The 19,165-nt window shown below is 67.6% G+C and carries 21 protein-coding genes and 1 tRNA gene; 10 read left to right on the top strand and 12 right to left on the bottom strand.

The features are described 5' to 3' along the window. Positions 1–187: 187 nt before the first annotated feature. On the top strand, positions 188–1,015 hold the full coding sequence (locus OQ968_RS15205; protein WP_324679190.1) for a carboxymuconolactone decarboxylase family protein: 828 nt from the start codon (positions 188–190) through the stop codon (positions 1,013–1,015). Between the two features lie 54 nt (positions 1,016–1,069). Beyond that, a tRNA-Ile gene (locus OQ968_RS15200) sits at positions 1,070–1,143 on the top strand. Between the two features lie 121 nt (positions 1,144–1,264). Here the strand turns inward: OQ968_RS15200 and OQ968_RS15195 are convergent. Next, entirely contained in the window at positions 1,265–1,462 is a 198-nt protein-coding gene (locus OQ968_RS15195) for a hypothetical protein (protein WP_324679188.1), read from the bottom strand. A 207-nt stretch (positions 1,463–1,669) separates the two neighbouring features. Here OQ968_RS15195 and OQ968_RS15190 point away from each other — a divergent pair, with 207 nt between their 5' ends. From OQ968_RS15190 to OQ968_RS15170, 5 genes are all read left to right on the top strand, one after another. Then, a complete protein-coding gene (locus tag OQ968_RS15190; RefSeq protein ID WP_324679186.1) occupies positions 1,670–1,954 on the top strand; it encodes a type II toxin-antitoxin system Phd/YefM family antitoxin in 285 nt (94 codons plus the stop codon). Next, positions 1,951–2,229, top strand: coding sequence for a type II toxin-antitoxin system RelE/ParE family toxin (locus OQ968_RS15185; RefSeq protein WP_324679184.1), 279 nt, complete (start codon positions 1,951–1,953; stop codon positions 2,227–2,229). The genes OQ968_RS15190 and OQ968_RS15185 overlap by 4 nt, the downstream gene beginning before the upstream one ends. Before the next feature lie 356 nt (positions 2,230–2,585). Continuing rightward, positions 2,586–3,233, top strand: coding sequence for a cutinase family protein (locus tag OQ968_RS15180; RefSeq protein WP_324679182.1), 648 nt, complete (start codon positions 2,586–2,588; stop codon positions 3,231–3,233). A 9-nt stretch (positions 3,234–3,242) separates the two neighbouring features. After that, positions 3,243–5,537 carry an LpqN/LpqT family lipoprotein gene (locus OQ968_RS15175; RefSeq protein WP_324679180.1) on the top strand — a complete coding sequence of 765 codons (2,295 nt, stop codon included), beginning with the start codon at positions 3,243–3,245 and terminating at the stop codon, positions 5,535–5,537. A gap of 411 nt (positions 5,538–5,948) precedes the next feature. Then, positions 5,949–6,191 (top strand): hypothetical protein, encoded by a 243-nt coding sequence (locus tag OQ968_RS15170; RefSeq protein ID WP_324679178.1) that lies wholly within the window; start codon positions 5,949–5,951, stop codon positions 6,189–6,191. A 27-nt stretch (positions 6,192–6,218) separates the two neighbouring features. Here the strand turns inward: OQ968_RS15170 and OQ968_RS15165 are convergent, their stop codons facing one another. After that, positions 6,219–6,707 (bottom strand): glutathione peroxidase, encoded by a 489-nt coding sequence (locus OQ968_RS15165; protein WP_324679176.1) that lies wholly within the window; start codon positions 6,705–6,707, stop codon positions 6,219–6,221. 19 nt (positions 6,708–6,726) lie between these two features. After that, positions 6,727–7,722: a glycoside hydrolase family 6 protein gene (locus OQ968_RS15160; RefSeq protein ID WP_324679174.1), complete on the bottom strand. Its 996-nt coding sequence runs from the start codon at positions 7,720–7,722 to the stop codon at positions 6,727–6,729. Positions 7,723–7,807: 85 nt separating this feature from the next. On the opposite strand from OQ968_RS15160, the gene OQ968_RS15155 reads away from it, so the two are divergent. Next, complete coding sequence (locus OQ968_RS15155; RefSeq protein WP_324679172.1) at positions 7,808–8,707, top strand: TPM domain-containing protein; 900 nt, start codon at positions 7,808–7,810, stop codon at positions 8,705–8,707. Here OQ968_RS15155 and OQ968_RS15150 read toward each other — a convergent pair. The 5 genes from OQ968_RS15150 to OQ968_RS15130 all read right to left on the bottom strand — a co-directional run bounded on the left by OQ968_RS15150 (position 8,704) and on the right by OQ968_RS15130 (position 13,797). Next, on the bottom strand, positions 8,704–10,446 hold the full coding sequence (locus OQ968_RS15150) for an MFS transporter (protein WP_324679170.1): 1,743 nt from the start codon (positions 10,444–10,446) through the stop codon (positions 8,704–8,706). The two genes, OQ968_RS15155 and OQ968_RS15150, sit on opposite strands and share 4 nt — an antisense overlap. Before the next feature lie 160 nt (positions 10,447–10,606). Further along, the gene (locus OQ968_RS15145) at positions 10,607–11,692 is read right to left on the bottom strand and encodes a hypothetical protein (protein WP_324679169.1); all 1,086 of its coding nucleotides are present in this window, start codon (positions 11,690–11,692) and stop codon (positions 10,607–10,609) included. Between the two features lie 119 nt (positions 11,693–11,811). Next, positions 11,812–12,513, bottom strand: a complete 702-nt coding sequence (locus tag OQ968_RS15140) for a Type 1 glutamine amidotransferase-like domain-containing protein (RefSeq protein WP_420715925.1) — start codon at positions 12,511–12,513, stop codon at positions 11,812–11,814. Next, a complete protein-coding gene (locus tag OQ968_RS15135) occupies positions 12,513–13,202 on the bottom strand; it encodes a glycoside hydrolase (RefSeq protein ID WP_420715924.1) in 690 nt (229 codons plus the stop codon). The genes OQ968_RS15140 and OQ968_RS15135 overlap by 1 nt, the downstream gene beginning before the upstream one ends. A gap of 91 nt (positions 13,203–13,293) precedes the next feature. Beyond that, positions 13,294–13,797, bottom strand: coding sequence for a DUF2505 domain-containing protein (locus OQ968_RS15130; protein ID WP_324679163.1), 504 nt, complete (start codon positions 13,795–13,797; stop codon positions 13,294–13,296). Between the two features lie 402 nt (positions 13,798–14,199). On the opposite strand from OQ968_RS15130, the gene OQ968_RS15120 reads away from it, so the two are divergent. Beyond that, entirely contained in the window at positions 14,200–14,835 is a 636-nt protein-coding gene (locus OQ968_RS15120; protein WP_324679161.1) for a class I SAM-dependent methyltransferase, read from the top strand. A gap of 5 nt (positions 14,836–14,840) precedes the next feature. Here OQ968_RS15120 and OQ968_RS15115 read toward each other — a convergent pair whose 3' ends face one another. Then, a complete protein-coding gene (locus OQ968_RS15115; RefSeq protein ID WP_420715923.1) occupies positions 14,841–15,542 on the bottom strand; it encodes a histidine phosphatase family protein in 702 nt (233 codons plus the stop codon). 46 nt (positions 15,543–15,588) lie between these two features. Here OQ968_RS15115 and OQ968_RS15110 point away from each other — a divergent pair, with 46 nt between their 5' ends. Beyond that, positions 15,589–16,512: a TIGR03619 family F420-dependent LLM class oxidoreductase gene (locus OQ968_RS15110; RefSeq protein WP_324679159.1), complete on the top strand. Its 924-nt coding sequence runs from the start codon at positions 15,589–15,591 to the stop codon at positions 16,510–16,512. Positions 16,513–16,524: 12 nt separating this feature from the next. On the opposite strand, the gene OQ968_RS15105 is transcribed toward OQ968_RS15110, so the two are convergent. From OQ968_RS15105 to OQ968_RS24920, 3 genes are read right to left on the bottom strand one after another with little or no spacing between them, the layout of a single operon-like run. Then, the gene (locus OQ968_RS15105) at positions 16,525–17,052 is read right to left on the bottom strand and encodes a hypothetical protein (RefSeq protein WP_324679157.1); all 528 of its coding nucleotides are present in this window, start codon (positions 17,050–17,052) and stop codon (positions 16,525–16,527) included. 10 nt (positions 17,053–17,062) lie between these two features. Next, on the bottom strand, positions 17,063–19,015 hold the full coding sequence (locus OQ968_RS15100) for an alpha/beta hydrolase (RefSeq protein WP_324679155.1): 1,953 nt from the start codon (positions 19,013–19,015) through the stop codon (positions 17,063–17,065). Then, a complete protein-coding gene (locus tag OQ968_RS24920) occupies positions 18,997–19,053 on the bottom strand; it encodes a hypothetical protein (protein ID WP_420715922.1) in 57 nt (18 codons plus the stop codon). Before OQ968_RS24920 ends, OQ968_RS15100 begins: the two co-directional genes overlap by 19 nt. Between the last annotated feature and the right edge of the window lie 112 nt (positions 19,054–19,165).

The following is a 19,165-nucleotide window of genomic DNA, read 5'->3' as shown; positions in this document are numbered from 1 at the left end:
ACAACAGATCTCAACGCCGGACGGGTCACAACAACACTCCTCAATCAGATGTGTTGCATCCATCCCTTGAAGCCGAGGGCGGCGGATTCGCAGCAGCTTCACGCTCGACGCGGCTTTGGCTGCGCCGCTCGGCACCGGGCGCAGCAGCCGATTGCCCAGCGGCTGGGCGGGTTCTAGCGTGTGAGAGATGCTGACGCGATTGGTGGCTCTGTCCCCGGGCGACGGGCGCATCACGGGCCTGGTCCGGCGGGTGTGCGCCCGGACGCTGTCGTTGCCGCCGCTGCCCTCTTGCGTCGAGGTTGGTGAGCCCGAATCGGAGGCCGAGGCCGTCGTCGCCGAGTTCGCCGAGCAGTTCAGTGTCGACGTCTCGGCGATCACCGCCGAACAGCGGTCGCTGCTGTGGAAGCAGTTGGGGGACAGGGCTTTCAGCGTGGTGGTGCAGATGTACATCGGCGACTTCGTTCCGCGGGTGCGTGCCGGGCTGGAAGCCCTGGGCGTCGGTTCGGACTATCTCGACTGGGTGAACCGTCCGATCGAGTGGGACCACACCACCGATCCCTCCGATGTGGTGTTCAACGACTTTCTGCCCGCGGTGGCCCGGATGCGCGCGCTCGACCCGGTCACCTCCGAGGTGGTCCGGTTGCGCGGCGCGGCCCAGCACAACTGCCGGCTGTGCAAGTCGCTGCGCGAGGCCACTGCCCTGGACGCCGGGGGTTCGGAGACGCTGTACGGCGACGTCGAGCGCTACGAGACGTCAACGTTGCTCGACGAGCGCGCTAAGGCAGCGCTGCGCTATACGGATGCGTTAATTTGGACGCCTGCGCACCTCGTCGCCGACGTCGCCGCCGAGGTGCGCGCCCGGTTTTCCGAGGAGCAGGCCGTCGAGCTCACGTTCGACGTCATGCGAAACGCCAGCAACAAGATCGCGGTGTCGTTGGGCGCCGACGCCGCCCGCGTCGAGTCCGGCACCGAGCGTTACCTGCTCGACGCCGATGGTCAGACGGTCTTCAGCTGACGTGGCGGGTGCCGGCGGTGCTGCGGCATGGCACCATGGGTGCCGCGCCAAAGCGGGGCGGTAGCTCAGTTGGTTAGAGCCGCGGACTCATAATCCGTTGGTCGCGGGTTCGAGTCCCGCCCGCCCCACGTCAGCCCCACGTCAGCCCCACGTCAGCCCCACGTCAGCCCCACGTCAGCCCCACCGGGAACAGCCCCACCGCGAACAGCCCGCCGCCAGGCAAAGCCAGCGGCCCTGACCCCATCACATCTACCTCTGGAGCCCTTCCAGGTACAGCCTGATCCGTTCCAGGCTGACACCGGTCTTGTGCCCGCCAGAGTGGCCGCCCAGGAGCAACTGATTGGTGCCATTTTCGTACAGCAAGTACTCGTCATGGCGTAGCCGGGTTACGACCATGTCGCACTGGGCGGCCAGCCGCTGAATCTGGCCAGGGTCCTCGGTGGTCAATGCCTGGGCTCCTCGGTTTGCGGGAGTGCTCCCTCGCGCTGGCTGGTGAATCTCGGACGGCTCCCGGCGACGTCAGCATCCGATTCCTGCCCCAATATGTACCCACCGGAAGGCGACGATTGAGCCCGCCATGTCGCGACGGTCGGTGAGGGAGTTAAGCGTGGCCCTTAGTGGACACCGACGCAGGGATTGGTCATAATTGTGACTATGTCCGAAGTCAGCTCGTTGGCCGAGGTGAAGGCGCATCTGTCGGAGTTGGTGGCGCGTGTCGGCGCGCAGCACGACCGGATCACGGTAACGGTGCACGGACGCCCCGCTGCGGTCCTTCTTGCCGTCGACGATCTGGAATCGCTCGAGGAAACGATTGCAGTGCTGTCCGACCCGACGGCGCTACGTGCCCTTGGCGAGGCCGAGGCTGAAATCGCCCGGGGCGAGGGGGAGAGCCTGGACAGCCTGACTGCAGCCATGCAAGCACGCCGAGCTAGGACGTGACCGACCGGCGATTTGAGCTGGTAATTGCGCCGACTGCGAAAAAGCAACTGGCCGAGCAACTTCCGGAATCGGTCGCATTTGCTGCCTATGAGTTCATCATCGGTCCATTGCTCGATAATCCGCGGCGGGTGGGTAAGCAGCTGAGGCCACCTCTGCATGATCGGTATAGCGCACGCCGCGGCACTTACCGCGTGCTCTACAGAATTGACGAGGAGCGGCAGCAAGTCACCGTCGTAGGCGTATTCAGCCGCAGCGATGCCTACCGTCGCCGATGACAACAGCATCCGCGCGCACTACGACCCGCACGTGAGCCAGCCGGTCCTCGTCCGCGCCGCCAGTCTGCATTCCATCGTGCCCATTCGGAACCATCAGCAGCCCGGCCCCCGCGTCGGAATCGACGCTTGCGTGACGTCCACTCGACCTTCCGCGCGCTGACGTCGACCTCGGCGTCGGCGGCGGAAAAAGTGTCCCCTAGGACCGCCGTCGTTGCTCCTACTTGTCAGAGCTGCCAACCGGGCGGCGACCACACCAAGGACAACCACCATGAGCTTTCATCGTCGGACCGGCGCGTCCTGGCCATCAAGGCGGTCCACAGGATCGTTCAAAATCGTGTTCGAAGCGACAACATGACATGCGTGCCGCACGTCGGATCTCTGGTCTGCTCGGTGCAGCTGTTGTCGCAGTGTGGGCGTCGCTGACCGCTGCCTCGTCCCTGCCATCCGCTAACTCGGCTCCCTGCCCCGACGTCGACGTGGTGTTCGCCCGAGGCACCACCGAACCCCCTGGCGTCGGCGGGGTCGGACAGGCGTTCGTCGATTCGCTGCGTTCGCGAGTAGGGCGGAGGACCGTCGGCGTATATCCGGTCAACTACCCCGCCACCAACAATTTCGGTAGTTCCATCCCCGCCGGTGCCAATGACGCGAGCGCTCATGTCCAGTCCATGGCGGCGAACTGTCCCAACACCAGGATGGTCCTCGGTGGATACTCCCAGGGTGCGGCCGTTATGGACGTCGCCACCACGCAGATGCCACCAGGTGTCGCCAATCATGTCGCAGCCGTCGCTGTCTTCGGAAATCCGAAGGCATCGGGCTCATTCGGGCGGAGATTGGGGGCGGGCGGGCTTCCCGCCATTGGCCCGCTGTACGCCGCGAAAACGATCGACATGTGCATGCCCGGGGATCCGATCTGCACCAACGGTGTGAGCATGGCGCCACATGGCCAGTACGTTCAGTCGGGAATGACTGCCCAGGCAGCGGCGTTCGCCGCGGGTCGGCTGTAGGCTTCGCGCATGCCGTTGAAAAACGGTGAGGTTTTCGCCGGCTTTGTGATTCGGCGATTCCTCGGCGCTGGTGGGATGGGCGAGGTTTACCTGGTTCAGCATCCCCGGCTGCCGCGCCTCGAAGCGTTGAAGGTCTTACCGCCGGCCCTGACGGCCAACGCGGAGTACCGCTACCGGTTCAATCGCGAGGCCGAGTTGGCCTCGACCCTGTGGCATTCGAATATCGTCGGCATTCACGATCGCGGTGAATTCGACGGCCAACTGTGGATTTCGATGGATTATGTCGATGGCACCGACGCCGATCGGCTGGTTGAGGAGAGTTATCCCACGGGCATGCCCCTGTTCGAGGCGCTCGAGATCGTCACCGGTGTCGCCGACGCACTAGACGCCGCCCATCAGCACGGCCTGCTGCACCGCGACGTCAAACCGGCCAACATCATGCTGGGACAGGCGCACGGGACCCGCCGGCGGATACTGTTGGCCGACTTTGGTATCGCCCGTCAAGCCGACGAGGTCAGCGGTTGCACCGGCACCAACATGACGGTCGGCTCCGTCGGCTACGCGGCGCCCGAACAGCTGATGGGCGAACCGATTGACGGGCGGGCCGACCAATACGGCTTGGCGGCCACCGCTTTTCACCTTTTGACGGGCGCGAGGCCATTTATGGACACCAACCCGGCCGTCGTGATCAGCAAGCAACTCACCACGCCGGCTCCGATGCTCTCCGAGCGCCGCCCTGATCTCGCGAACCTGGATCACGTGCTGTCGGTGGCGCTGGCCAAAGACCCCGATCAGCGGTACCCGCACTGCCTCGACTTCGCCGAGGCGTTAAGCCGAGCCGGCCGCCGGCCTTCCACGCAGGCCGACGAGACCGAGGCCCTCAGCCCTGGGCCGACGGGTTCGGGTGCGCGACCGGCCGCGGCCACACCAACGGCAGCTGCCACCCGGCCGATGATCGCGGCGTCCACATCCGTTGAGGTCCCGTCGCCCGCCGTGGGCGCCGCGGTGGCCCAGATGGTATTGGCGGACCACGACACCGAACCGCGCAGTGCGCACGGGGTCGCCGCCGACCTGCATGAGGAGCAGTCTTCGGCTTCACCGGGGACACCTGTTGAGCGGCGCGAGGCGTCCGTCGCTGAGCATGACTGGGACATCGTGCTGAGAGCGTTGGAAAATCTGCCCGCCCCCCAGCAACGCAAAGCACTGGTGGATGAGATGACGGCCCTGCATCAGGCCGGGCAATGGAACGCCGTCGTGGCCGCCGCGCGGGAGCTCGCTCGAATCGACGCGGACGACCTCGATCCGGGTGGCATCGTCTCCGACGCGCGGGCCAAGATTCGCGAAGCCGAACTCGCCGACCAGTACGCGCGGGCACTCGACCACCTAGACCAAGAACACTGGCAGCATGCCACCGGCCTGCTAGCCGCGATCGAGCAGGAGCAGCCGGGCTACCGTGACGCCGCCGCGCTGCTCGAGACGGCCGAGCAGAAACTGCGCGAGACAGCAGAAGATGCGCAACGAGCCACCCCACCATCACTGCCACTACCCCAGACGACGACCCCGACACCGAGAACCGCTGCACCACCGGATTTCGTTGCCGTCCAAAGACACTGGCAAACCCGCAGCTGGTTTGTCGCCGTTTCCCTTGTGGTCTTCGGCGTGGCCCTCATCGGCGGGCTGATCCTTCTGGCCGTAGTTCAAAACTCGAAGTCGTCGAACACGTCGACGTCGACATCAACGTCCACGTCAACCACGTCGCCTCCCCCGGTGTTCGCTCAGGCGTCGGGTCCGAACGAGACGATCGGCGACTACCTCAGGAAGAACAACATCCGGGCGACGACGATCACCCACGGCACACCGGGCGCGCCGAAGATCGAACTCCCGGTTCCCGTGGGCTGGACATGGATTCCCGAAGGCGCCGACGCTCCGTATGGCGGGATCGTCTTCAACACGCCGACCGATCCGAAGGACCCGCCCAAGATCATCGCGATCGTCGCGAAGTTGACGGGCGCTGTCGATACGGACAAGCTGCTGGCCGTCGCACCCGGTGAGGTAAAGAACTTGCCAGGCTATAAGGCCGGCGACGAGCGAAAGAGCTCGCTGAGTGGCCATCCCGCATACCAGATTGCCGGCTCGTACACCAAGAACGGCGTGACGCGAATGGTCGCCCAGAAGACGGTGGTCATCCAGAGCAACGACGGGGTCTACGTACTGCAGCTCAAAGCCGAGGGTCCGCAGGCCGACGCCAACGCGTTGAATGACGTGACCGGCGTGATCGACCAGCAGACCACGATCACGCCCTGATTCTCGGAAGGGCTTGGGGCAGAGGAGGCGTGCGCGATGAAGGTGTCCACCAGCTACTCTCGCCGCGATGGAGCAGCACCCCCGCCGCGGTGCCGGCGCCTCGGTGTTCTCATCGCGGCTTCTGCGTTGACCGCGGCTGTCGGAATTGTCGTGTCGGGGTCGGGGGAGCCGGGCGCCGCGCCGGGCGGCACAACCGGGACGAGCACCCCGTGGTCGGCGAGATTCTCGCTCATTGCGACCGGGTGGTGGACACCGGATTCGACGGCACCCCCAGCGGCGGAACCCCCAGCCGCGGCACAGGAACTCCCACCGGCGGCACCCCAAGTGGCGACACCCCACAGGGCGGCACCCCCGGCGGCGGTACCGCCGCCCCCTCCGGCTCCGGAGCTGAAGCTACGGCAGGACCACGCATTGGCGGCGGCCTTTGTGTCGATAACCAATAACGCAGACAAGCCTGCGGTGAGTTGCGTGTACAGATCCATTGCGGTGGCGGGAAGGGCGGCCGCCATCCACTGGAACGACTCCGTTAATTTCACCGTGACCGGCTCGCAGGAAACACAAATCAAATATCGCGGACCCGCCACGGGCTCGACGTTTCACGACACCGTGACGTGCGACAACGGCCTGTCGACCAGTATGGACAACGTATGGTGAGTGCGCGGGTTGCAAACGGCACGCCGTCTATCGGGGCAGCACGGCCTCGATGGCGCTGATGACCTCGGGCGCATCCGGTTCGGTCCGGGGTCGAAACCGATTGACCACCTCGCCATCGGGCGCGACCAGAAACTTCTCGAAGTTCCACTGAATGTCGCCAGCCTTGCCATCGGAATCGACGGTCTTGGTCAGCTCGGCATAGAGCGGGTGGCGGTCGTCGCCGTTGACGTCGGTCTTCTCCAGCAACGGGAACGTCACCCCGTAGTTGGTCGAGCAGAACGCCTGGATCTCCTCGGCCGTGCCCGGTTCCTGGCCCATGAACTGATTGCACGGGACCCCGACGACCGTCAGGCCGCGGTCGCCATAGGCGTTGGCCAGCTTCTCCAACGCCGAGTACTGCGGAGTGAGCCCACACTTGGAGGCTACGTTCACGATCAGCGTTGCGCCGTCGGACAATTCAGCCAGCGTGGTGGGCTTGCCGTCCAGGGTGGTCAGGGCGATGGCTTTGAGAGTCACGCCGATGACGTTAACACCCCTACTGGCCCGCGTTGTGAGCCATATCGATGGCGTACTGACTCACGAAGGTGCCCGCCGGCGGATCACCCTTGTCGCACGTTCCGTCGGATTCACCGGGACGTTTGATCCACAGGTAGGCGTCGGCGTGCGCGCCCGCGGTTGCGGTGGTGGGCGAAGCGCCCAGTCCTCGGCCGCTTGGGTTGCACCAGTTGAGCCCGGAGTCGGGCGCCGGTCCGGCGCCGTTGCGCGACGTGTCGATCACGTAGTGCGAACCGTTCGTGAGCCCCGAAATCGCTTCCCCGTAACCGATTTCGTCGCCGGTGGTGTAGAAGTTCGCAGTGTTGAGGCTGAACCCCCGCGCACGCGCGACGTCGACCTTGTTGAGCCTGGCGGCCATGTCCTCGGCGCTATGCCAGCGCAGGTGACCGGCGTCGACGTACACGGCCGTGGCCGGGCTGCGCGTCAGCGTGTCGACGGCGTAGCGAATCAAGTCGTAGCGTTCTTCGCGCTGGCCGGCCGACAGGCAGTCGGCCATGGCGAGTGCATCGGGCTCGAGGATGATCGCCGTCCGCGTGCCGCCCACGCCCGACGCGATGGTGTCGATCCACCCGCGGTAGTCGTCGGCCGTCGCCATGCCGCCCGCGGCGAAGCTGCCGCAGTCGCGGTGCGGGATTCCATAAATCGCCAGAACCGGGATGGCGCCGGCAGCCGCCGCGTCACCGGTGTACTTCGCGACCGTCCCCGCGGAAGGCCCCGGGACGATCCAGTACGCCTGCGGTGTGTTGGCGATGGCGGTCAACTCGGGACTCGGCGGATCGGCGTGCTGCGCGGCGCGCATGGCCGCCGAATTGGGATTGACGTAGAAGGGCATGCCGGCCAACGGGTTGGCGTCATCGGCCAAGCGCACCGCCGGGGCGGGAGCGACCTGCCCCGGGTTGGCCAGAAAGGCAACGGCTGTAACCGTGAGGAGGGTGGTGGACCACCGCGCGACTGCACCAACAGCTGAGAACGTCACCCCAGGGAAAGTAGTGCATCGAGCGCCAATCGCCGACGGCAGGTGCTGCCGAGCCTCGGCGCCGTCAGCGGGCTAAGTTACCCCTATGCGCGTTGTCCGCCCCTTCGGTGCAGTCCTGACGATCCTCACAGCGGGGTTCCTGCTGGCGCCCCCCGCCGGCGCGCAACCGCCGTCCAAGCTCACGGAGCCCATCACCGACAGCGCCGGGGTGTTGACGAATCCCGATCGGGCGGCGATCAATACCGCGATCGAGCGGCTCTACCGCGACCGGCACATTCACCTGTGGGTGGCCTACGTCGACAACTTCTCCAGGTTCAAACCCGACAACTGGGCGAACCAAACCCGCAGCGCTAGCGGGATGGGCGACCAGGATGCGCTGCTGGCCGTGGCCACGAACACCAAGTCGTACACGTTCAGCGCGCCAGCGCTAGCGGCTGCCGAGTCAAACAGTCTGCAACACAATCAGATTGAACCCAAGGTGGGCGCCAAGGATTGGAGCGGTGCCGCGGTCGCTGCGGCCGACGGTTTGGACCAATCGGCCAAACCGGCCAGCTCGTCGAAGCGGACCTGGCTGCCGATCGCGATCGGCGTGGCCGTTGTCGTGGTCGTCATCGTGCTGATTCTCCTGCTGTATGGCGCGCGCCGCCGCCGGCGCGCGGCGCAGGCCCAAACCGATGGGCAGGTCAGCATCGAAGGGCGCGACAACTCAACAGCACAGACGTTGTCCACCGCGGACGCCCGGCTGCGGCAAATCTCCGATTACGTCGCCAGGCATCGCGACAGCATCGGCGGCCAGGCCCAGGCCCGGCTCGAAGAGGCGAAACGACATTTGGCGGCGGCGCACGGCAAGCAAGCGACAAACGACACCGAAGCGACCGCCCACGCCAACCGGGCATCGACGCTGGCCGCTCAGGCGCAGACGCTGGCCAACGACGACGTGTTGGCGGCGCACCGCACAAAACGACGTCGGGGCAAGACGACCTAAATTTCCTCGACCTGATCCGCGTAGCGGCCGGGGTGGACGAGCGACGCCAGCGCGCCGGTCAGCATCATGAGCGCCGCCGCGACGAACACCACCACCAGCCCGGCATGGAACGGCCCGGAGATCAGCTCCGGGAAGAACGACTTGCCGGTGAGCACGCCGGCGTTGACGCCGGGTTGCTGCAGCGCGTGGGTCGGTGCGAGCAACGCGGCGATCGGGTTGTAGCCCAGAAACGCCGCGAACAGGCTGCCCACCGGCGGCAGGTTCGCGACGTCGTGCGCCGCCGTCGCCGACACGCCTTGCGCCTCAAGCCCGCTGCTCAGCGTCTGCGGCAACGTGTTCGCCAGACCGATGACCATGAGCGAGAAGAAGACGCCGATCGACAGCGCCGCGCCCGCGTTGAAGAATGTCGCCCGAACACCGGACGCGGCTCCCCGTTCCCCGGGCGGCACGCTCGACATGATCGCGGCGGTGTTCGGGGCCGTGAAGATGCCGCCGCCGAACGCGTTGAGGAAAATCAGCAGCGCGAAAACCCGGTAGTCGAAATCGACCGGAATCAGCAGCAGCCCGATGAACGTGACCGCCATCAGCAGCATCCCGGCGACGGCGAACGGCCGCGCGCCGAACCGGTCGGCCAGCCAGCCCGCCACCGGCGCCGCGATCAGGAACCCGAGCGTCGCCGGCAGCATGTAGATGCCCGCCCACAGCGGCGTCGACTCGAAGCTGTATCCATGAAGCGGCAACCAGATGCCCTGCAGCCAGATGATGAGCATGAACTGCAGGCCGCCGCGGCCGCTCGACGACATCAGGTTGGCCAGGTTGCCCATCCCGAATCCCGTCGACCGGAACAGTCGGATGTTGATTATCGGCTGCGGCACCCGTAACTCGATGGCGCAGAACGCGATCAGCAGCAGCAGCCCGAAGGCGATCGAGCCCAGCACCCACGGGTTCGTCCAGCCCGTCGGCTGGCCACCGTAGGGCTGAATGCCGTAGGTGATACCGACCAGCACGACGGTCAGCCCGACGCCGAACGTCACGGTGCCGGGCCAGTCCAACGGACCCGGTGTGCGCACGCCGATCTCGTGCAACGAGCGCACACCCCAGACCGTGCCCAGCACGCCGATCGGCACACCCACCCAGAAGATCGCCCGCCAGTCCCACTCCGACAGCAACCCCCCGAACAGCAGGCCGAGGAACGAGCCCGCGACCGCCGCGACCATGTTGAACCCGAGCGCCAGACCGCGCTGATTGCTCGGGAAGGCGTCGGTGAGGATCGCCGCCGACAACGCCATCAGGATCGCGCCGCCGATGCCCTGGATCACGCGCCAGCCGATCAGCCACAGCGCGCCGCCGCTGAGGTGGAAAGGGTCGAACGACAACGCGATCGCCGCAACGGTGAACACCGCGAAGCCCACGTTGTAGATCCGCACCCGGCCGAACATGTCGCCGAGGCGCCCGACGAACACCACCAGGACCGCGGTGACCACCAGATAGCCCATCAGCATCCACAGCAGATAGCCAATGTTGGTCGGGGCCAACGGATCCAATCCGATCCCTCGGAAGATGGCCGGCAACGAGATCAGCACGATCGACGAGTTGATCATCGCCAGCAGCATGCCCAGCGTGGTGTTCGACAGCGCGACCCACTTGTAGCGCGGGTGGTCGCGGTCCCATCGGAGACGACGACCGGCCGCCGGGGCGGGGGCCAGCGTCGGATTCGTCGCGGTGCGGCCGTCAGCCATCTACGTCCCAGCCGTCATTCTCAGCGCCTACCCATCGATCCGAAAACACACCGTTAGACAAACGAACAAATTGGAGCCATGAGCATCTTCGCCTATCGGCGCGCCAGGAATTCAACCGCCTCCGAACGGCCCGACGGGCGACGAGGCTCTTAGCGGACGGTTAGTCCCCTTGGGGGGCCCGTCGGGTCTTGGCTTCCGCCTCGCGTCGCAGCCGGATTGCCCGCGCCCGCGCCTCGGCGGCCAGGGCTTGGGCTTCGGCGGCTTCCGCCCCCGCCCACACCTCGGCGGCTCGGGCCTCGTTTTCGGCGGCCTCTGCCCGCGCCCGTGCCTCCGCGGCCCGGGCCTGCGTTTCGGCGGCCTCTTCCTGCGCCCGCTCCCGCGCCCGCGCCTCGGCGGCCAGCGCCTGGGTTTCGGCGGCTTTGGCCCGCGCCCGCGCCTCGGCGACCAGCGCCTCGGCCTCGGCGGCTCTTGCCCGCTTCCGCGCCTCGGCGGCCAGCGCTTGGGTCTCGGCGGCTTCCGCCTGCTTGCGCGCCTCGGCGGCCACAGCTTCGGCCGCGGCGGCCTCCGCCTGCTTGCGCGCCTCGGCGGCCCGGGCTTCGGCCTCGGCGGCTTCTGCCCGCGCCTGCGCCCGCTTGCGCGCCTCGGCCGCCACGGCCTGGGCTGCGGCGACCTCCGCCTGCGCCCGCGCCTCGGCGGCCAGCGCCTCGGGTTCGGCGGCCTTGGCCTGGGCTTCGGCGGCTTCGGCCTGCGCCCGCGCCTCGGCGGCCAGCGCTTCGGCCTCGGCGGCCAGCGCTTCGGCCTCGGCGGCCAGGGCCTCCGCCGCGGCGGCTTCCGCGCGGGCCCGCGCCTCGGCGGCCACCGCCTCGGCTTGGGCGGCCAGGGCCTGGGCTCTGGCGGCTTCTGCCTTCGCCCGCGCCTCGGCTTCTAAGTTGGGTGAATCGGGTAAATCGGGACGCCGCGGCGGCTTCGGCTTGGGCTGCGTCCTCGGGGGGTGGGTACGGGATTGGAGGCTCCGCTGCCGGCTGCCCACGGCGACCCGCACCGGGCGCTCGGCCACCCTTTGCGGGCCCCCGACGAACTCAGCCACCACCAAGACCGCGCCGGCCAGCACCAGCAGCGGCAGGGACAGGGCCGGGCGAGCGACCATCCCCCAAAAACCGACGACCGTCAGCGGCGCCGCCAACAACACCGCGGCACCCGGATGCCGATCGTCCCACGCACGCCGATGCGGCCGACTGATGACCATCCTCGGAGACCTCTCGATCCCTCTGCTTGGCGGAGATGCTGGCACATAAGCGTACTGCCAGGGTGGTCGCGCCGGTAACCCAAACGTTTGTGTGTCGGCGGCAATGTCGCCGAGGGTCGTCAGGCGTTTCCGGGCACGGCCGACCGCTCGTCCACGGGCAACAGCGAGTGCGCGACGTGCCCGCCCTCGAAACGCAATTCGTGCGCGGCACGGCGCAGCGGCTCGATGGTGTTGTCCGCGTGCACGACGACTCCGCCCCCGGAGGGGATTCCGATCCCGGTGACCGCTCCGCGGAGCAGCTCAACCGCGCGTGACAACCGCGCCCAGTCGGCGCGCTCGTCGTGCACGTCGACGATCAGCGGAGTGAGGTTGAACACGTCGAGCAGCTCGGGCGCGGGGGCCTCGACGATTCCGCAGCGTCCGAGCTGCACCGCGCCCGCCGAAACACCCACCAGCACAGCGCCTTTCGCGTGCCGGTCCAGGATTGCGTCCTTCATGCCGGTTTTCTCGAATGTGTTCCAGCCCAAGCGGACATCGCCGCCCGCGAGGACGATCAACTGGACGCGCGACAGGAAGGCGCGGTCGTCGGGGCCGAACGACGAATCGATCATGCGGCGCTCGACGATCCCGACCCCGTCCACCGCGGCCTCGAAGATCTCGTAGTACTCCGGACGATCCCCGTTGGAGGCGCCGACGTAGGCCGCGCGAAGCGGTGTGTCCCGAGCCAATCCGTCCAGGGCCGTCTCGAGGAGCGGCCGGCCGCGCCGCTTCCAGAACAGCAGCTGACTGTCGGCCAGCAGATAGAGCGGTTGGCGCTCGATCACTGTGACGGCGCGGGGCTCATCGATGCGATGTAGTAGGTCTCGTGCCCGGTCGGGTAGCCGCCGCCGTTGGTGGCGATGTGAACGTGGTCGTAGTGGTTGGCGGTTTCCGACCCCATGTCGGCCGTCCAGCTCCCCGAGGTGGGGCCGGGGTAGATCTTCTGCCGCCAGATCACGTGGTTGATTCCCCAGCGCTTCGCGTTCGCCAGGGCATACCCCGCGATTTGGTTGCCGAGCTGGATGCCCTCGGGCGAGTGCGGGTTCGGGATCATCACGTCGATCGCCAACCCGTTGGGATGCCACGGCAACGGATCTTGCCGGTAGCCGTAGATGGTCTTGATCTCCGGAAACAGCACGCTGATGACGCGCGCCGCCCAGATCGTCTTGACCTGCAACCTGTCCTCCGGCGCGATGCCGGGCGACAGCGGGAACTGGAATTGCTGGGCGGTGCCGGGCGCGGTTGTCGCCAACGCGGCCAACGATTCCACCTCCGCCTGACTGGCGATGCGTGGCGCGCCGGGCGGCGCGGACGCCTGGTCTTTCGGGGGCGCCGCTGCGGTCGGCGTCGGGGCCGGCGCCGGGGCTTCGGCGCAGCAGCGGGGCTTGGTGTCCTGGGCGTAGATCATCCCGCCGGCCACGACGAGCGAGGCCACGATTGCCAGCCATCGGCCCCGGCCGTTGGCCAACACCTGCGTGCTCACCAACAGCACTTTAGTGTCGTGCGCGGCGCGTGGGGCAACGTTTTGCGAGTTGAGTGCGCCCGTCTCCGGTCAACCGTCGTCATGCATGTTCGGCGATCCAGGCGGTGGTGAAGCGCTGCACATGGGGAATGCCCTGGGCCAAATCGGCTCCCATGGCCCTCTCGAACTTGCGGCCCAGCAGCGGGATCTTGACCTCCACGCGCACCGCGAGGCGCAGCTGCGAGCCGTCGCCCGATGGTTCCAGCCACCCGTCGGCCCGTCCGGATCCCAGCCCGCCGGTCGCCGACACGCGCACCTGCCCCCGCACCTTGCCTTCGCCAGTCGGTGTCCACGTCTCGGTGTGCACGACCTTCAGGTCGCCGGGAATGAGTCGCGCGACGGGCCCGGGCAGTAGCTGGCGGCCCAGGTGCTGGGTGACGCACGCCGTCACGGCACCGTCGTCGTCGACGATCAGCGAATCCAGCGTGGTGCTGGCGCGCGCGGGCTCCAGGCGGGCAAGCCAGTAGTCCTCGCGACCGAACGCCGCGTGAATCTGTTCGACGCTCGCGGGCGATGCGGTCACGATGTCGAATGAGCGCGCCATGACGGACATTCTGACAAAGCGGGGACGACGCCCGCCGCGAGTTGGCGATTCGTCGAGCGGCAACCGAGAAGATGGCCAATCCGGAACGCCAACGGGTCGACTCGGGCAAAATGACCGGATGAGCCACTATCTGCGACGTTGCGTGATCGGCGGGTTCGCCCTTGTGCTCGCGGGATTGCCCGCGGCCGCGCTCGCCTCGCCGGCGGTGAGCCGGGCCGACGATTGCGCCCCCGGCTGGGCCTGGAGCGTCGACTTGAATCAATGCGTGTTCGTGCTTCCCGCCGTAAACGGACCCGGCGGTCCGGGAGGTCCGGGCGGGCCCGGTGGGCCAGGGGGGCCGGGTGGACCGGCCGGGCCCCTCGGCCCGGGTCGCTAGGCCGACCCGATCGGGGGGACAAGCGAATGACGGCACCGCAACGCCGGGGACTCAACGACGCCGTCACGCGATTGTGGAGCTTCCTGGCCCCGGCCTACGACCTGCCCTTCTTGCAACAGTGGGTCTACCGTCCCCCGCACGACGAAGTGATCGCACAGCTGCGCGACCATGGCTCCCGCAGGATCGCTGACATCGCTTGCGGCACAGGGATTCTCAGTGATCGCATCGAGCGGGAACTGCGGCCCGACCAGATCTACGGCATCGACATGTCCGACGGCATGCTCGAGCAGGCCCGTGCCAGATCCGACCGGGTGAAATGGTTGCGCGCGCCGGCCGAGCAACTGCCCTTCGACGACGGGGCGCTCGACGCCGTCGTCACCACGTCGGCGTTTCACTTCTTCGACCAGCCGGCGGCGCTACGGGAATTCCACCGCGTGCTGGCCCCCGGCGGCCTGGTGGCCGTCAGCGCCCTGAGCACCCGGCAGCCGCGACTGCAGGCCTCCTCGGCCAATAGGTGGAAGCCGCAGCACAACGCGTCGCCGGCCGAGATGTGGTCGTTGTTCGAGAACGCCGGGTTCGCCGTCGCCGATCAGCACCGCATCCGCAGGCCGCTCTGGACCCAGATCGTGTCCGACCTGATCACCGTCGGCACCAAGAGCTGAGGGCGTCAGCACGGCGGGGGATCGGCATCCCATTCGGTCAATGTCCAGCCGCCGGAGGGGTTTCCGGTGATCACCACCCGGCCGACGTTCGGCAGCGGCTTGGTGTTCAGCAGCGACGGGTCGGCGTTGCGCACGTTCATCAGGACCCAGAACATGATCGCCGCGCTGTGTGAGAACACCACCGGGTTCTGCTCGCCGCTGTCGTAGATGCGTTGGACGGCGTCGTCGAACCGCGCGTCGAATTCGTTGCCGTCCACCGAACCCGGGATCCGCGCATTGCGGTCGCCCTGCAGCCACCGCTTCGGGACGACGAGGTAGGTGTGCGGGCTGTCGGCCTCGGGCGTGCCGTCGTACTGGCCGGCCTCGATCTCCTGCAGCCCGGGCAGCACGGTGACGGGCTCGCCCAACGCCTGCGCCGTCGCCGCGGCGGTCTCCTGCGTGCGGATCATGCTCGATGCGTAGATGCCGTCGTAGTGGTTTGGCGCCAATTGGGTGGCCGCGAGCGTCGCCTGGCACCACCCCCTGGCCGTGAGTTCGGGGCCGGGCGTGGAGGTGTCGATCACGCCCGCAGCGTTGCCCGCCGATTGCGCGTGCCGCACCAGCGTCAACGTGATCGTGTGCGGGCCGGCCGCGTGCGCCGATCCGCAGCCCACCGCCAACACCGCGACGGCGACGACGGCGACGAAACGTCGCAGCCTCACCACGATTTCACCGGATTCACGCGAGCAGTCTAGAGCGTGCCATCATGACGGGATGAAACTGGCGTTCGCGCTGCCGCACACGCTCGAGTTGCCGGCGATCACGGCCAAGTGGGAGTTCGCCGTGACGGGGCCGCAGCAAGCGGCGATGCTCAAGCGCGCCGACGAGCTGGGCTACGACATGGTTGCGGTGCCCGAGCATTTCGTCGTTCCGCATTCGCACCTGGAGTTGTCCGGCCCGTTCTACTTGCATTCGACGGTCGCGCAGGCGTTCGTCGCGGGCGTGACGCAGCGAATCCGGGTCAACTCCGCTGTGACGATCCTGCCGTTGCACCACCCCGTCGTGCTGGCGAAGGCGCTGGCGACCGCGGACTGGATGAGCGGCGGCCGGATCACCGTGACGTTCGGGGTGGGCTGGGACGCAGAGGAATTCGACGTCCTCGGGGTGCCGTTCCATGAGCGGGGCCGCATCGCCGACGAGTCCCTCGAGGCGATGATCGAACTGTGGACAAGCGAGTCACCGAGTTTTGCCGGCAAATACGCGTCGTTCGACGGGATCGCATTCGAGCCGAAGCCGGTGCAACGGCCGCATCCACCGATCTGGATCGCCGGCGACGCGGACGCCGCGCTGAGGCGGGCGGCGCGGTTCGGATCGGGCTGGTGGCCGTTTCTGTCGAAGGTCGAAGACCTTCCGGCCAAGATCGACTTCATCAAGTCGCAGCCGACGTATGACGGCAGGCCGTTCGACATCGTGTATCCGCTGGGCATGGGCCGAGTCGGGGAGGGCCACGTCTCGACCGACGATCCCAACTACCGCCCGGAGATGAGCAAACAAGAGATCATCGACCAGCTGTGCCGGTTCGCCGAACTCGGCGTGACATACAGCTCGGTCCCCGCGCCGCGGGTGGACGGGCCGGAGGCGTATCTGGAGTTCGCGCAGTGGGTGATCGAGGAAATCAAACCGCACATCGCCGACTGAGCGGCCGGGCGCTCAGCGCAGCCGGTCGGTGATCTTCACCCAATTGGTCTTGCCGTCGTTGTGGTGGTCGGTCATGTTCCGGCATTCGCCGTAGACCTGGATGCGGCTCCAGCCGGGATTCGGCCCCCAGGACATGACCGCCATGATGCCGCTCTTGTTGATGACCCTTCCGTTCGGATGCAGTCCGGGCGGGGGCCCGTCGGTCCACCCGTGCGCGACCATCGTCGCGGCGACCTGATTGAAAAACGCGTCCGGGTCGCCCCCGGCGGGTTTGAAGCTCATCTCGACAACCCCGCGATAGGGCGGGTCCCCTTGGTCGTTGCACGATTCAAACGCGAAGCCCCCGTACATGTCTGGCAGGGTCACCAGCTGCGCGATCTGCTTGGCGGCGTCGACGACCTGGGCCTGGGCTTGGTCATCGGACAGCGGGTTCGCCGGGTGGGCGGTGTCGTGCCGGTTGGGAAACATCAGCGAACACCCTCCCAAGGCGATCGACAGGACGATTGCTACCGCGGTGAAGACCGCGGACCGCCACAGCATTTGGCGGCGATCAGCGAGGGGCGTACGCGCGGTATGCATGGTTATCGTGGATCGTATCGCGCGGGCGGTCGTGCTCCGGGTCGATATACGCGGGCAGCCCGGGTATTCGGAAGGGCCCGACGTGTGGCTGGCGCCTGCCGTCGGCGAGCAGGTCGTCGGTTGCCAGGCGCTCGGAGTGGCCGCTGGCGATGTCGGTCATGCTGCGCAGCGCCTCGCTGCCCATGTCGTAGTAGTGCGAATGGTCGTACCTGTCCATCTCGTCGGAGCCCGCCACTTCGGCGTGGAAGCGGATGGATCCGTAGCCGTCGCCGGCCGGGTCGCGGCCCAAACCGGCGTCGAAGGGAATCGGCAGTCCGTATTCCCTGACCTTGTTCTTGAGCCATTGTTCGGGCATGCCGCTGCCCTCGCCGATCCAGCTGACCGGGTCGGTGGAGGCCGCGCCGACGTAGACATGCCCGCCGTCGAGGTGGAAATCTGCGGCGCTGCGCGCCAGATCCGTTCCGGGACAACCGATCAGCACGGCGTCGTTGGCGTGCATGTTGCCGTGGGCGAACGCGTCGGCGACGGTGGTCGAGCCGTAGGAATGCCCGATGACGGTGACGTGCTGGGGTGTGAGGCTGTTGTGGGTCACCCAGAGGCCGTTGACGTCGGCGGCGAGCAGGTCGCCGCCGGCCCGCGCCAGCCCGGGCTCGCTGACCCGTAGATCGGAGAAGCCGTGCGGCGCTTCGTAACCCATCCACGCGATCACGGAGGTGTAGTGGTGCTCCGGGTCGGCCGCGAGGGACTGGTCGTACAGGTTGACCGCGTCCTGGTGGCCCGACATCCAGCCCTGCGCCACGCTGCTGCCGGTGCCCGGGACGATGACCGCGGTGTTGCGGGCGTAGTCGGGATTGCCGATCGCGATCGCCGCCTTACCCCAGCCGTTGAATGCCAACGGGTCGTAAGCCCACAGCATGACCGGCCTCTGGTTGGGGCCTTCCGGCCCCCTGTCGTAGTCCAGGCTGTCGCGCGTCTTCACGGCGTTGCCGTAGCGCGTGACATCGGTGGCAGAAAGCCCGTACATCCCCGGGTTGGCGAGCACGTCGGCGGCCGAGACCCCGCGCTGTCTGGCGATGTTCTCGACGCGGTCGATGTCGTCGTTCATCACCGCCTGATTGACGGTGTCGCGGACGATGGCGTTGATTCCGTTGAGGTTGCCCAGCTCCGGCGGGTGCTGGGCAACCAGCCGGTCCTTCTGCTCCTGGCTCAGCGAATCCCACCACTTCTTGACTTCCTCGGGCTTGGTATCGGGCGGTGGAACCTGAACCGGCCCTTGGGGTTTGGGCGGCGACTCCTCGGCGTCCAGGCCCTGGACGGGTGCCGCGTCGTACCCGTCGACGCGCAGGGTTGCCGTCGCCCTTTGCAGATAGTCGGAGTAGCCGTCGCGCAGCGACACGAGCTGGCCCAGCGCCGATTTGGTGTCGTCGATGGCTTCCTGTTCGAGCTGGGAGATCAGCGCGTCGAGCGCGGCCCGATCACCCGCGGTGAGGCGGGCGTCCTTCTCCTGTTCCACCGCCTGGCCGAGTTCGTCGTCGAGCTGCTGGAGCCGGCCCTCCAGCGCCGAGGTCAGCACCGCACCGGTGTGCTGCGCCTCGGCCAGGGCGGCGGCGATGTTTTCCAGGTCGACGCCGATCTTGGGCAGCTGCAGGGACTGGGCGCCCAGCGACGCGGCGACCCGTTGCACTTCGGCGGAGTCGTTGATCGGGTTCTCGCCGTCGTCCCGATTCCACGACGCCTCGAAGCGGCGACGGGCCTCGTCGAAGGCGCTACTGGACTCGGCGGTGCACCGGCCCGCGGCGTGAAACGCCTGCGCCAGGTCGGCGATCCGGGCGGGACGGCCCGCCTGCAGGCTGCGGTCGATCGCCCAGGGATCACCGCCGGCCTCGGCGATCAGCGCCTCGATGCTTATGTAGCGCAGCCGCATCGCACCGCCCGCGGTTTTGCGGCGCTGCGCTCATCCATGTCGGCGAAATCCGTGGCAGCACAATGCGCCTCGCGGCCGAGCGACTCGTTGGCGCCCGACCGCGGCACCTGCCTGCCGACGACCACCGCAACCCCTTATTGAGCTCGGCAC

The sequence above is a fragment of the Mycobacterium sp. 663a-19 genome, from assembly GCF_035616495.1.
GTDB lineage: Bacteria > Actinomycetota > Actinomycetes > Mycobacteriales > Mycobacteriaceae > Mycobacterium.
Note: the sequence above shows the minus strand (reverse complement) of the source record. Positions and strands in the feature narration are given on the sequence as shown.

What these genes read in the sequence shown, in the direction of transcription:
- OQ968_RS15205 (WP_324679190.1), top strand. Translation starts at nt 188, where the DNA reads ATGCTGACGCGATTGGTGGCTCTGTCCCCGGGCGACGGGCGCATCACG.
- OQ968_RS15190 (WP_324679186.1), top strand. Translation starts at nt 1,670, where the DNA reads ATGTCCGAAGTCAGCTCGTTGGCCGAGGTGAAGGCGCATCTGTCGGAG.
- OQ968_RS15180 (WP_324679182.1), top strand. Translation starts at nt 2,586, where the DNA reads ATGCGTGCCGCACGTCGGATCTCTGGTCTGCTCGGTGCAGCTGTTGTC.
- OQ968_RS15175 (WP_324679180.1), top strand. Translation starts at nt 3,243, where the DNA reads ATGCCGTTGAAAAACGGTGAGGTTTTCGCCGGCTTTGTGATTCGGCGA.
- OQ968_RS15155 (WP_324679172.1), top strand. Translation starts at nt 7,808, where the DNA reads ATGCGCGTTGTCCGCCCCTTCGGTGCAGTCCTGACGATCCTCACAGCG.
- OQ968_RS15150 (WP_324679170.1), bottom strand. Translation starts at nt 10,446, where the DNA reads ATGGCTGACGGCCGCACCGCGACGAATCCGACGCTGGCCCCCGCCCCG.
- OQ968_RS15145 (WP_324679169.1), bottom strand. Translation starts at nt 11,692, where the DNA reads ATGGTCATCAGTCGGCCGCATCGGCGTGCGTGGGACGATCGGCATCCG.
- OQ968_RS15130 (WP_324679163.1), bottom strand. Translation starts at nt 13,797, where the DNA reads ATGGCGCGCTCATTCGACATCGTGACCGCATCGCCCGCGAGCGTCGAA.
- OQ968_RS15120 (WP_324679161.1), top strand. Translation starts at nt 14,200, where the DNA reads ATGACGGCACCGCAACGCCGGGGACTCAACGACGCCGTCACGCGATTG.
- OQ968_RS15110 (WP_324679159.1), top strand. Translation starts at nt 15,589, where the DNA reads ATGAAACTGGCGTTCGCGCTGCCGCACACGCTCGAGTTGCCGGCGATC.
- OQ968_RS15105 (WP_324679157.1), bottom strand. Translation starts at nt 17,052, where the DNA reads ATGCTGTGGCGGTCCGCGGTCTTCACCGCGGTAGCAATCGTCCTGTCG.
- OQ968_RS15100 (WP_324679155.1), bottom strand. Translation starts at nt 19,015, where the DNA reads ATGCGGCTGCGCTACATAAGCATCGAGGCGCTGATCGCCGAGGCCGGC.